Genomic DNA, 13410 nt, shown 5'->3' on the forward strand with positions numbered 1-13410 from the left:
GTCTATATTATATATTAAGGCTTGGTCGTAAAAAAAGTTCCTACCTTATTTTTTCTTCAAAAATAGATAATCATTATAGATCCTAGACACTAAAAATCATTCTAATTATAATGCGGCAAGAAATTTGATACTACAACACAAAACCGCCTTTTATGAAAACTAACTACGCTATTTCTATACCTAAACCTTGCCACCAAGATTGGTCTAAAATGACAGTTAATGAAAAAGGTCGGTTTTGCCAATCGTGTTCAACAACAGTTGTGGATTTTACAAAAATGCCAAAAGCAGCCATAGAGGATTATTTAGCAGCTAATAAATCTAAGAACACATGTGGTCGTTTTAAAGTCTCTCAAATAAAACACATTAGGATTGAAATTCCGGAACGCATAATTCTGCAGGAAACTAATTTTCAGAAACTGTTTATCCTAGCGTTGTTGATTGCTATGGGCACTTCGCTTTTAAATTGTTCTGACCAAAACGGCACCACAAAAAAGATTGATGCTGTAGAAGTGATTTCTACGCTTGAAGCAAAGACCATACAAATGCCTGAGATTACAGCATCAAAAATTGTGATTGACTCTACTAAAACTATAACAATTCCAAAACTACCATCACCAGTTAAAATAATTGATCCTCCTGTACCAACCTTAACAGGTCTTGTCGTTGAAGTCATGGGAGAAATTGCACCTGTTGAACCTGTTGAAAATGATGAAGACCTAGTTATTGGGTTTATTTATGTAGATCATATTCCACAATTCATTGAGTCAAAAAATGCACTATCTAAATCTGAGAATAAGGACGATTTCGCAAAACGAATATCTCAATTTGTAAGTGATAACTTTGATATTGACCAAGGAGATTTAGGAATTAAAGGCAAACAAAGGATATACACAAAATTCACGATTGACAAAAAAGGAGATGTAATAGATATAAAGATTAGAGGACCTCATCCACAATTAGAAAAAGAAGCCCTTCGTGTTATAAAATTATTACCTCAGTTTATTCCTGGACAACAAGGAGGCAGAAATGTTGCGGTTACCTATACCTTACCCATCATTTTTGTAGTTGCAGACTCATAAAATCTTGTATTTTTACCAAGTGAATAATACATTGTTAGAACATATTAACCTCCCCAAAGATTTACGGCAATTAAAACCTGATGACTTACCTCAACTTGCCCAAGAATTACGTCGCTTTATTATTAATATTGTGGCAACTAAAGAAGGGCATTTAGGCGCAAGTTTAGGTGTGGTTGAACTAACTATAGCTTTGCATTACGTCTTTAACACACCAAAAGATGAATTAATTTGGGATGTTGGACATCAGGCTTATGGTCACAAAATTCTAACAGGAAGAAAAGCCATTTTTGAAACCAATAGGCAATTAGGTGGCATTAGTGGTTTCCCAAAACGAAGTGAAAGCGAATACGATTCTTTTGGTGTTGGACATTCATCTACCTCTATTTCTGCAGCGCTTGGTATGGCAATTGCATCGCAGCTTAAAGGTGAAGATAAACACCATATTGCAGTGATTGGTGATGCATCAATTGCAAGCGGAATGGCTTTTGAAGGTCTTAATCATGCCGGAGTTACAGATGCTAATCTACTCGTTATTTTAAACGACAATGCTATTGGTATTGACCCAAGTGTTGGTGCTTTAAAACAGTATTTAACGAACGTAAAAAAAGGGACTGAGAAACAAGACAATATTTTTGAAGCCCTAAATTTTAATTATTCCGGACCAATTGATGGTCATGATTTACCCTTGTTACTTTCTGAATTAAAACGTTTAAAAACTGTAAAAGGTCCAAAATTTCTACACCTTATTACTACAAAAGGAAAAGGTTTAAAACAAGCTGAATTAGACCAAGTAAAATATCACGCTCCAGGAAAATTTGATGCCAACACAGGAGAACTCATTGCCAAATCTGGCCCAAGCCAGCCGCCAAAATTTCAAGATGTTTTTGGAGAAACAATTGTAGAATTGGCTTTAGAAAATGATAAAATAGTGGGTATTACTCCTGCTATGCCAACTGGGAGTTCTTTAAAATATATGATGGATACCATACCAAATCGTGCTTTCGATGTTGGTATTGCTGAGCAACACGCTGTAACGCTTGCTGCGGGAATGGCAACACAAGGTCTTATTCCATTTTGTAATATCTATTCTACATTTTTACAACGTGCTTACGATCAAATAATTCATGATGTAGCGTTACAAAATTTACCTGTTATATTTTGTCTAGATCGTGCTGGTTTAGTTGGCGAAGATGGTGCTACACATCATGGCGTTTTTGATTTGGCGTACCTCAATTGCATTCCTAATTTGGTGATTTTTGCACCAAGTAATGCTATTGCGCTTAGAAACATAATGTACACAGCTCAATTAGGAATTGATTTTCCAATGGCTATTCGTTATCCTCGAGGACGAGGTTATTTGTTAGATTGGAAAAAACCATTCGAGAAAATTGAAATAGGAAAAGGTAGCTGTTTAAAAAACGGTACTGACATTGCCATACTTTCTATTGGTACACTTTTAAAAAACGTTGAAGATGCTGTTGAGTTATTAAACCAACCAGATGCTATAGGCTATTACGATATGCAATTTGTAAAACCTTTAGACGAAGTATTACTTCACAAAATATTTTCATCTTATAAAGCAATAATCACAATCGAAGATGGAACTATTGTTGGTGGTTTTGGAGCTTCTATACTAGCATTCGCAAATACCAATAATTACAAACTAACTATTATAACTCTAGGAATTGAAGATAAATTTATAGAACACGGCACTGTTAATGAATTACAACAATTGCAACAATTAGATCCTTTATCTATAAAAACACAGATTCAGGACTTATTACAATTAACTTCAAAATAACCACTTAAATACAATTCTTTAAAATCTATTTTGTGTTACTCTTCGGTCTCAACAACAGCTAAATCTATAGATTGATCAACCTGTTCTATGTTATTATTTGCATTTACAATTTGATCATGCTTTACATAAGTAATATCGTCTATCATCAATAGGCAAGTCACTACGACTACGAAAATGACTAAGCCTCCAAGTATATTATTTTCCATAAGTAGGTGTTTTAGAGGGCTGATTATGAAACAAATAAAAGCAAAATATCGTTAAAAAACAAATTTATTCGATTAAATGCATTTTTATAATATCTGACCTTGTAATTTCTTATGTAATAACATTGCATTTGTATCTGATAATTTAGAAATATAAAGACAAATAGCTAACAGGTTTGGATAGAGTTCATCATTACGCAGTTTCACTGTTTCCGGGAGAATATCCAATAACAACTTATCATAGCTAGACATATTACCTTCAAAATAATGGTATGCCATTTTACCAAAAGATTCTAGTAACTGATTTAAAATTCCATAACCAGCAATTTCTTTATTAATGACTTCTTTAGAACGGTAAACATTCTTTATACTGATATCAATAATATCCTTTATTTGTGCTTTATACTGACTTACATCTAATAATGCGGTCTCAAATTCACCTGCTAAAATAGCTTCTTCATGCTTCATAAATAACGTAGCAGCTTCATCTATTAAGCGTCCAATGGCTAAGGCTCGTAAATAACTAACGCGATCTTCTGTGGTTTTTAACGCATTATAATTTTCAGTTTTAATGCTACCTCTCACTAAATTAATTAAATATTCTAAAGCATATTCTTCTTGAATTAATCCAAGATTAATCCCATCTTCAAAATCAATAATGGTATAACATATATCATCTGCCGCTTCTACCAAAAAAGCTAAAGGATGTCTCTGATAACTAAGGTAATCTTTATGACGCTTAATTAAACCTAATTCTGAAGCCACATCTTCAAACATATGTTTTTCACTTTGAAAAAAGCCGTATTTTTTATCTACAATATGGTTGGTTGGCTTTTTAGGTAACGATTCTTTTGGATATTTTGTAAAAGCACCCAATGTTGCATAACTCAAACGCAAACCTCCTTCTCTACCCTCTCTACTTTCTGTAAGAATCTTGAATCCATTCGCATTTCCTTCAAAATCGCATAAATCTTGATACTCTTTTTCGGTTAAATGCTTTTTAAATTCTGCACCACTACCGTCTTTAAAATAAGCTCCAATCGCTTTTTCTCCAGAGTGTCCAAAAGGTGGATTTCCAATATCATGAGATAAAGCAGCTGCCGCAACAATAGCACCAAAATCATTCATTCTATAACCATGAACATTTTCTAAGTGTGGATGTTTTTTCAGTAATAACTGTCCTACTTTTCTACCTAACGAACGGCCAACAACACTAACTTCTAAACTATGGGTTAGTCGCGTATGTACAAAATCGGTTTTAGATAAAGGCACCACTTGTGTTTTATCTTGAAGGCCTCTAAATTCAGAGGAGAATATAATACGGTCATAATCAACCTCAAAACCCAAACGTGTTTCGTCTTGTTCTTTTCTTAATCTTTTATTGGTGTCGCCAAAGCGCTTTAGAGAGAGTAATTGTTCCCAGTTCATAGTTAATTTCTTAGATGATGCAAGATATAGAAATTGCTATACAATTGATTATATAAAGCTTAGTTAGATGCCAAAAATCTCAATGTTATGTAATTGTCTCCTTAACATAAAATCACTTAATCCTACGGTAACAGTTAACTAACCTTTTCATTACAAACCTTTAATTTTTAGATAACCTACAACTTAGCTAATCACAGTTTCTTTGCAGCGTAATACAAAAAAAATTAAACCACATATTAAATTTTATCTCATGAAAAAAATCCTTTTAACCACATTAGTAGCTTCTTTACTGGTATTTACTAGTTGTTTTAAAGATGATGACACACCTATCATAATCGAAGAAACTACAATCATTATCAATGATCCTGGAACAGTAGGTGAAGACTGCCCACTTATAGCTGTGACTGGTGCAATAACTAGTAACACAACTTGGACTGCGGATAACATTTACCAATTAAATCAAAAAGTTGTTGTTAGTGAAGGTATCACCTTAACTATCAATCCAGGTACAATTATAAAAGGGTCTCCTGGAACAGGTTCTTTAGCTTCAGCATTAATCGTTGCAAGAGGAGCTACATTAGATGCTCAAGGTACAGCAGACCAACCAATTATTTTTACTTCAACAAGTGATAATATTACTTGTGGCCAAACAGCCGGAACTAACTTAGACGAAAATGATAGAGGTCTTTGGGGAGGTTTAATTGTTTTAGGTTATGCACCTTGTTCTTTCTCTGGTGATATTACTGAAGCTCAAATAGAAGGGATTCCTGCTGATGATACTTTTGGACTTTACGGAGGTACTGATGCTGCTGACAACTCTGGAAGCTTACAATACATCTCTATTCGTCATGGTGGCGCTTTAATAGGTGAAGGAAATGAAATTAATGGTTTAACACTTGGTGGTGTTGGTACTGGAACTCTAATTAACAACATAGAGGTAGTTGCTAACGTTGATGATGGTGTTGAATTCTTTGGAGGAACTGTAAATACAACCAACTTATTAGTTTGGGCTCAAGGTGATGATGCTTTAGATATTGACCAAGCTTATTCTGGTACAATTGATAACGCTGTTGTTGTTTTAGGTGATTTTTCTGATCATGCTTTTGAAGTTGATGGTCCTGAAGGAAGCGCTACAGGTTCTTTTACGCTACAAAACATTACAATTATTGGTAACACAACTACTGATAACGGAGAATATGCGGATTACAGAAGTAATGCCATGGGAACTACAAACAACATCTACGCTTATGGATTTAAAGATTCTTCTGATATAGAATTAGATAACGATGGTGTAGCAACAAACTATAACGACGGCTTATTAACATTTGGCGCATGGCAAATAGTATTACCTGCAGGAGTAGCGAATGTTACTGATGTTTTTGTAAACAAGGCTGAGACTGTAACCGTTACAGGTTTTGGATCTACAGCTACTGCTGTTACTCAAGGTACTCAAACTATTGGAGCATCGACTTCAAACTTTAGCTGGACGTATGCAAATACAGCTGGCGGATTAGGTTTTTAATAACATCATTTAAACATACAAACCCATCGTTTACAAGGTAAGCGATGGGTTATTTAAATTTCAATATGAAAAATACACAAAACGTTTTAACTTTTGTTTTCTTTCTAATTACCTATTTCACATTCTCTCAAGGAAAAGTTACTGGAACAGTAATGGATGGTGAGTTTAATGAACCTATGGCTTTCTCTAATGTCGTAGTTAAAGGAACAACAATAGGTGTTAGCGCTGACTTTGATGGAAAATATGAACTAGAATTAGAAGAAGGAACCTATACCTTAGTCTTTTCATTTGTTGGTTATACCACTCAAGAAATCACAGGTGTGGTTGTTAAATCTAATGACATTACTGTTTTAGATATTGTTTTAGCGACTAACTCATTAGACACTGTTGTTATAACAACTTCTACAAAACGTAACACTGAGAATTCTGTTTTAAATCTTCAGAAAAAATCTGTTGTAGTAATGGATGGTTTATCTGCACAGGCTATAAAAAGCTCTGGTGCTAGTAATGTAGCCAGTGCTGTTAAGAGTGTACCAGGTGTTTCTATTCAAGGAGGAAAATACGTTTACGTACGTGGATTAGGTGACAGATATACCAAATCTATATTAAACGGCATTGATATTCCTGGTTTAGATCCTGATAGAAATACGATTCAGATGGATTTATTTCCTACTAATATTTTAGATAATGTTATTGTATTAAAATCGGCTTCTGCTGAGTATCCTGCAGATTTCACAGGTGGAATTGTAAATATTGTAACTAAAGATTTTCCTACTAAAGCAGAATACACCTTATCATTAGGAGTGGGTTACAATCCCGATATGCATTTTAATAATGACTATTTAACATCTGCCGGAAGTGACACAGATTTATTTGGTTTTGATGATGGTACACGTGATTTGCCTATTCATAGATACCAACAAATTCCTGGAACTTTTGATAACAAATTATTATTATCATCACTTACAAGCAGATTCCAAAGTGAGCTTAGAGCAAAAAAGCAAGCCAGCGGAATGAACTATGATTTTGGTTTCACATTAGGAAATCAGTACGATCTTGGCGATGACAAAATTGGTTACCAAGCTTCTTTTTCTTATAAAAATGAAACTACATTTTATGAAAACAGAGAAGATGGTGCTTATGTAAAAAACAGTTCTAATACTGGTGACAATAATTTAAGTTCTGTTTTAGACTCTAAAGGTTCTGAAGGTATAAATAACATTATACTTAACGGAATGTTAGGTCTTACTTATAAAACGGGAATGTCTAAATTTAAGGCTAACCTATTGCATATTCAAAATGGTGAATCTAGTGCAGGTTTTTACAATCAAGTAATATCACAAGATGGTGTTGGTGGAGGTTTAGAGCCTTTAACTAAAAATGCTATTACTTACACAGAACGTTCAGTAACCAACTTATTACTTTCTGGTAAACACCGTTTAAGTAACGATGAAAATGCTATTAATTTAGAATGGAAATTATCTCCTACTTTTTCTAAAGTGATGGATAAAGATCATAGAATTACACCTTTGCAACAAGCAGATAATGGAGATTCATTTATTAGTCCATCGGCTTCAACATTTCCGATTCAATTATGGAGAAACTTAATTGAAGAAAGCTGGTCTGGTAAAGTAGATTTAGATAAAACAGTAAATATCTTTGGAAGTCCTGGTAAACTTAAATTTGGAGGTGCTTACACTTACAAGTTTAGAGATTTTAGTATTGACGATTACACGTTTAATATACAAGGAGATGATGCCTTTATTGCAAGTGGAGATGTAGATCAGTTATTAAACCCTAACAATATCTGGAATCCGGATACTGATAGTGGCTCTTTCTTAATTTTTGGTGATCAATTTAATGCTAACGATGCTTACGAAGGTGAGCAAGGTATTGCAGCGACTTATTTTTCTGCAGAATTTAATATCACTGAAAACTTTAAATCTGTTTTAGGTATAAGAACTGAATATTTTAGCTCTTATTATACAGGTCAAAATAATACAACTGTTTTTGACAGAGAGTCTATTTTAGATGAATTTGATTTATTTCCATCTGCAAATTTAATTTACTCATTAAGTGATCAATCTAATTTAAGATCTTCTTATTCTAGAACAACAGCGAGACCTTCATTTAAAGAAGCTTCTGTTGCACAGATATTTGATCCTATTACCAACCGATTATTTATTGGTAACATTGACTTAGTACCAACCTACGTGAATAACTTTGATTTAAGGTATGAGCACTTTGGAGATAATGGACAGATGTTTGCGGTTAGTGGTTTTTACAAAGACTTTACAGATCCTATAGAACAATCTTTCTTCTTACAAGCACCAACACAGTTAACCGTAGACAACTTAGGTAATGCAACTGTTTATGGTGTAGAGTTTGAATTAAGACAACGTTTAGGATTTATTTCTGAAGGTTTAAACAATCTTAAATTTAATGCGAATGTTTCTATAATTAAATCTGAATTAACAATGTCTGAAGATGAATTTGAAAGTAGAACTCTTGCTGCAAGAGATGGAGAAACGATAGATCGAGAAAGAGATTTACAAGGTCAAGCTCCTTATCTTATTAATGTTGGTTTAGATTACAACAATTCTGATCTAGGATTTCAAACAGGTTTATTTTACAACGTTCAAGGTTCTACTTTAGAAGTTGTTGGTATTGGTTTAGTACCAGATGTATATACACAGCCTTTTAGTAGCTTAAATTTTACACTTAATAAATCTTTTGGAGAGAAGAAAAATTCTTCTATTGATTTAAAAGTTGCTAATTTATTAAGCAGTACAAGACTTAGTGAATATGAATCTTACGGAACAGACAACCAAACCTTCTCTTTAAGAGAACCTGGTACTGAAATATCTTTAGGCTATTCTTTTAAATTTTAAGACTACTAAATTTTATATAAAATAAAAAGGCTTTCCAATTGGAAAGCCTTTTTTTTGTTGTTGTTTATTTGAGTAATCTAAATTATCTGTTTCTAACGGCAACTTTAGTTTTGTTATCCCATTTGTTAACTGTAACAATTCTAGAATCGATGTAATCTACTTCTTTTAAAGAATCACCTTCCCAGAAGAACCATTTCCCCACCTTTTTACCAGCTTCGTAATTACCTTTAGCAACTTTGTTCCCTTCGGTATCAAAGCTCGTCCATTCGCCTTGTAATTTACCTTCAGCATTAAACATTCCTGTTTGTTGTACTGCTCCATTTTCATGGAAATAGGTGGCTACAGTTACATCTCCTTTTTTCTCTAATTTTGGTTGAACTTTATCTTGAGCGTAAGAAAAACCTACACACAACATTACTAATACTAATACTATCTTTTTCATAACTAATTAAATTTTACTGATACTTACAGTGTAAATATAGTTAATATTTTACATTTAAACAACATTCACATAACATTAGCTTAACATTGGAAATGCAAAACACTGTATTAGTGATAATTAAACCCTCTAAAAAGAAGGTGTTATCCTTAATAATTACATAATATTGGCTTTACAATCACATTATATTAAGTGTTCATATTTGTAAAGTGTTAATATCACACGATTAGTATCTCATATTTTTTATTAGTTTTTGTCGACTTAATAATTATGATTTCTAATAAGGCTGCTTTTTTTAAAGCAGCCTTTTTTATGATAAATAATACTAAGGAAACATTCACGTAACATTAAAGTTAGTTATTTGCAGTCGACAAAAACTAATATGATTACGAATGAATACTAGAATCTTTACGATTGTAATTTTTTTATGTGCATTTATTTCAACTACAGCACAAGAAATTAGCGATACATCTTTTGGTAAAGGCTTAATTAATTTTGTAGCTAAAGACAGTTCTTTTAGCATAAAATTTGCACCACGCTTTCAAGTACGTACTAGTTCTATATGGAACCACGATGGCAATCAGTACGGAAATGCAGAATATGACTTTATTGTCCGTAGAGCACGCTTAAAATTTGATGGTTTTGCCTACTCTCCAAAATTAAAATACAAATTAGAACTTGGTTTATCTAACAGAGATATTGCTGGTGCCAATGATTTTAATAGAAACACACCACGTTATATTTTAGATGCTGTAATCATGTGGAATTTTTCAGGCAACTGGGAACTTTGGGCAGGGCAAACAAAATTACCTGGAAATCTAGAGCGTATTGTATCTTCAGGAAATATGCAATTTATTAATCGCTCGTTATTAAATAGTCGTTTTAATCTCGATAGAGATATAGGCATTCAATTGCACCACAAAACAGATTTAGGTTCTAATTTTCTAATGCGCGAAAAATTTTCGATTTCTCAAGGTGAAGGTCGTAATGTTACCGAAGGCAACGAAGGTGGTTTACAATACACAGCACGTTTAGAATTTTTACCGTTTGGTAACTTTCAATCTAAAGGAGAATATGTTCAATCGGATTTAAAACGAGAAGCCACACCAAAATTAATGATTGGTTTTGCCTATAACTATAATCAAGATGCTGTTAGAGAACGCGGTTTTAGTGGTGATTACATGATTAGAACTGATGAAACTATTTACGAAACTGACCAAACTTCTATTTTCGCAGATGCCATGTTTAAATATAAAGGTTTTTCTTTTATGGGAGAATATGCTAAGCGTTCTGCCGGAAACGAAATAGCCACTGAAGCAGATGGCATAACTCCAACAGGAGATATTGTTTTAACAGGAAACGCAATAAACTTACAAGCGGGCTATTTATTTAAAAGTAATTACGAAATTGCAGCACGTTTTACCACTTTAGATTTTGAGGACGTTACTGAAACATTACCAAGAGAACAATATACTTTAGGAGCCTCTAAATACATTGTTGGGCATAAATTAAAAGTTCAAACCGATATTAGTTATTCTACTGAAAACAGTAATGACGATAGCATTATGTTTAGACTTGGATTCGATATACATTTTTAACAAAAAAAAACATAACAATTAGGTAACGTACTACTTTAATTGTATAAAGATATTTGCAAACTTATTTTAATTAGAATTATGGATAATATTTACTTTTTAATGATCATTGCTTTAGCCATTTTAGCTATTGCAGATCTTGTAGTTGGTGTAAGTAATGATGCTGTTAATTTTTTAAATTCAGCGATTGGTTCTAAAGCCATTACTTTTAAAACCGTAGTCATTATTGCGAGTGTAGGTGTTGCTGTTGGAGCCATTTTCTCTAGCGGAATGATGGAAGTTGCCAGAAAAGGGATCTTTAATCCTAGTCAATTTATGTTTAATGAAATCATGATTATTTTCATGGCAGTAATGATAACAGATATTCTACTCTTGGATTTCTTTAATACTATTGGTATGCCAACGTCTACGACAGTATCTATTGTCTTTGAGCTTCTTGGAGCTTCTGTTGCTATGGCATTGATAAAAATTGGTCATGATGGCGGACAATTTGCAGACGTTGTTAATTACATAAATACGTCTAAAGCCACCGAAATTATTTTAGGAATACTGCTCTCCGTGGTCGTCGCATTTTCCATTGGTGCTGTTGTGCAATGGTTTTCTAGACTCTTGCTCTCATACAACTTTGAAAAGAAGGCGGATTGGGTTGGAGCAATTTTTGGCGGATTAGCATTAACTGCAATCACTTATTTTATTTTCATTAAAGGTTTAAAAGGTACCTCTTATGCAAATAATAACTACGATCTTTTAGGAGGAGTTACCATGAAAGACTTCTTAGAAAATAATGTCTTAGGTATTTTAGCCGTTAGTTCAGTATTCTGGTCGTTATTATCTTATACTATAATTACATTTCTTAAAACTAACATCTATAAACTAATCATTATTGTAGGGACCTTTGCTTTAGCATTAGCGTTTGCTGGTAATGATTTAGTGAACTTTATTGGAGTTCCTGTCGCAGCATTTAATGCGTTTGAAGCTTGGGTAGATTCTGGATTAGCAGCAGAGAATTTCCCAATGACTGTCCTTGCAGAGAAAGTACCAACAAACAACTGGTTATTATTTGGTGCTGGTATGATTATGGTATTAACCTTATGGTTTTCTTCAAAAGCAAAAAAAGTAGTTAAAACATCGTTAGACCTTTCTAGTCAAGGAGAAACGGAAGAACGTTTTCAACCTAACTTTTTATCTAGAGGTTTTGTAAGAACTGCAATGGGTATGTCTCAAATGTCTTCTTATATATTACCAGAGTCTTGGCAGAAAAAAATAGACAAACAATTTATACAGCCAGCAACACCTAAACATGTTAAAGCTGCAGATTTACCTGCTTTTGATATGGTTAGAGCAGCGGTAAACTTAATGGTTGCAGCCGTTTTAATTTCTATTGCTACATCTTACAAATTGCCTTTATCTACAACTTACGTAACGTTTATGGTTGCCATGGGAACCTCTTTAGCAGATAGAGCTTGGGGAGCAGAAAGTGCGGTTTACAGAGTTGCAGGTGTTATTAACGTTATTGGAGGCTGGTTTTTTACAGCATTTAGCGCCTTTACAGCAGCAGCATTAGTGGCTTACTTGCTAAACCTTAATTTACGCATAATGTTTCCTATTTTATTACTTACAGCTTTTGGCTTATTAATAAGAAACTATTTATCTCACAAGAAAAAATCTAAAGCAACACCAGAAGAAGGAAGCTTAACAAAATCTGGAAGTAGTTCTGTACAAGGTGTTATTCTAGAAAGTGCACATAACATTGCTAACGTTGTAAAACGTGGAAACAGAATTTACACGAATGCTATCGAAGGTTTAGCAAAACAAGATTTATCATTACTTAAAAAGAATAAGAAACAGGTTACTAAGCTCTCTGATGAAGTTGATAACCTTAGAGATAATATATTCTACTTCATTAAAAACTTAGACGAAACAAGTTTAAGAGCTAGTAGCTTCTATATTAATATATTGGGTTATTTACAAGATATGACGCAGTCTTTAGAATACATATCAAAGACCAGTCATAAGCACATAAATAACAATCATAAGAAGCTTAAATTTAGCCAAATTAAAGAGCTAAAAGAAATTGACTTAGCACTAGAAGACCTTTTTAACAACACTAAAGTCGCTTTTGACTCGCAATCTTTTGAGCAAATTGGGACTATAATAAAAGGTAAGAAACAAGTATTTGATTTGGTAACTGATAAAATTAACAAACAAGTAGATAGAACTAGAACAGAAGAATCTAGCCCAAAGAACACAACGCTCTACTTTAGTTTACTTTTAGAAACCAAAGATTTACTTACAGCGACAATGAACCTGTTAGAGGAATACTATAACGCTCATGATAGCTCAGTAGAACCTGCAACGATTAGTACAGACGACGAGACTCCTAATTAAGGTTAAATCGTAGCATTACACACCAAAGCCTCAACTCTTATTTAGAGTTGAGGCTTTTTTTTAT

The 13410-nt window shown here is 33.3% G+C and carries 9 protein-coding genes; 6 read left to right on the forward strand and 3 right to left on the reverse strand.

Going from position 1 to position 13410, the window contains the following annotated elements; all coding sequences use genetic code 11:
* Positions 1-152: 152 nt before the first annotated feature.
* On the forward strand, positions 153-1079 hold the full coding sequence (locus HM981_RS13155) for an energy transducer TonB (RefSeq protein WP_179339269.1): 927 nt from the start codon (positions 153-155) through the stop codon (positions 1077-1079).
* Between the two features lie 19 nt (positions 1080-1098).
* Positions 1099-2880 (forward strand): 1-deoxy-D-xylulose-5-phosphate synthase, encoded by a 1782-nt coding sequence (locus tag HM981_RS13160; RefSeq protein ID WP_179339270.1) that lies wholly within the window; start codon positions 1099-1101, stop codon positions 2878-2880.
* A gap of 35 nt (positions 2881-2915) precedes the next feature.
* Here HM981_RS13160 and HM981_RS13165 read toward each other — a convergent pair whose 3' ends face one another.
* Positions 2916-3086 (reverse strand): hypothetical protein, encoded by a 171-nt coding sequence (locus tag HM981_RS13165; protein WP_179339271.1) that lies wholly within the window; start codon positions 3084-3086, stop codon positions 2916-2918.
* An 84-nt stretch (positions 3087-3170) separates the two neighbouring features.
* A complete protein-coding gene (locus HM981_RS13170; protein WP_179339272.1) occupies positions 3171-4511 on the reverse strand; it encodes a deoxyguanosinetriphosphate triphosphohydrolase in 1341 nt (446 codons plus the stop codon).
* 250 nt (positions 4512-4761) lie between these two features.
* Between HM981_RS13170 and HM981_RS13175 the strand changes: the two genes are divergently transcribed.
* Together HM981_RS13175 and HM981_RS13180 are read left to right on the forward strand one after the other, a co-directional pair.
* On the forward strand, positions 4762-6033 hold the full coding sequence (locus HM981_RS13175) for a hypothetical protein (protein ID WP_179339273.1): 1272 nt from the start codon (positions 4762-4764) through the stop codon (positions 6031-6033).
* A 65-nt stretch (positions 6034-6098) separates the two neighbouring features.
* Positions 6099-8924: a TonB-dependent receptor gene (locus tag HM981_RS13180; RefSeq protein ID WP_179339274.1), complete on the forward strand. Its 2826-nt coding sequence runs from the start codon at positions 6099-6101 to the stop codon at positions 8922-8924.
* 82 nt (positions 8925-9006) lie between these two features.
* Here HM981_RS13180 and HM981_RS13185 read toward each other — a convergent pair whose 3' ends face one another.
* Positions 9007-9366 carry a toxin-antitoxin system YwqK family antitoxin gene (locus tag HM981_RS13185; protein ID WP_179339275.1) on the reverse strand — a complete coding sequence of 120 codons (360 nt, stop codon included), beginning with the start codon at positions 9364-9366 and terminating at the stop codon, positions 9007-9009.
* Between the two features lie 389 nt (positions 9367-9755).
* On the opposite strand from HM981_RS13185, the gene HM981_RS13190 reads away from it, so the two are divergent.
* Entirely contained in the window at positions 9756-10961 is a 1206-nt protein-coding gene (locus HM981_RS13190; RefSeq protein ID WP_179339276.1) for a porin, read from the forward strand.
* Positions 10962-11039: 78 nt separating this feature from the next.
* Complete coding sequence (locus tag HM981_RS13195; RefSeq protein ID WP_179339277.1) at positions 11040-13346, forward strand: inorganic phosphate transporter; 2307 nt, start codon at positions 11040-11042, stop codon at positions 13344-13346.
* The last annotated feature ends 64 nt before the right edge of the window (positions 13347-13410 follow it).

This window comes from Winogradskyella ludwigii (genome assembly GCF_013403985.1).
GTDB classification, from domain to species: Bacteria; Bacteroidota; Bacteroidia; order Flavobacteriales; family Flavobacteriaceae; genus Winogradskyella; species Winogradskyella ludwigii.

Coding starts and splice junctions, on each gene's coding strand:
- HM981_RS13155 (WP_179339269.1), top strand. CDS start 153: ATGAAAACTAACTACGCTATTTCTATACCTAAACCTTGCCACCAAGAT.
- HM981_RS13165 (WP_179339271.1), bottom strand. CDS start 3,086: ATGGAAAATAATATACTTGGAGGCTTAGTCATTTTCGTAGTCGTAGTG.
- HM981_RS13170 (WP_179339272.1), bottom strand. CDS start 4,511: ATGAACTGGGAACAATTACTCTCTCTAAAGCGCTTTGGCGACACCAAT.
- HM981_RS13175 (WP_179339273.1), top strand. CDS start 4,762: ATGAAAAAAATCCTTTTAACCACATTAGTAGCTTCTTTACTGGTATTT.
- HM981_RS13180 (WP_179339274.1), top strand. CDS start 6,099: ATGAAAAATACACAAAACGTTTTAACTTTTGTTTTCTTTCTAATTACC.
- HM981_RS13185 (WP_179339275.1), bottom strand. CDS start 9,366: ATGAAAAAGATAGTATTAGTATTAGTAATGTTGTGTGTAGGTTTTTCT.
- HM981_RS13190 (WP_179339276.1), top strand. CDS start 9,756: ATGAATACTAGAATCTTTACGATTGTAATTTTTTTATGTGCATTTATT.
- HM981_RS13195 (WP_179339277.1), top strand. CDS start 11,040: ATGGATAATATTTACTTTTTAATGATCATTGCTTTAGCCATTTTAGCT.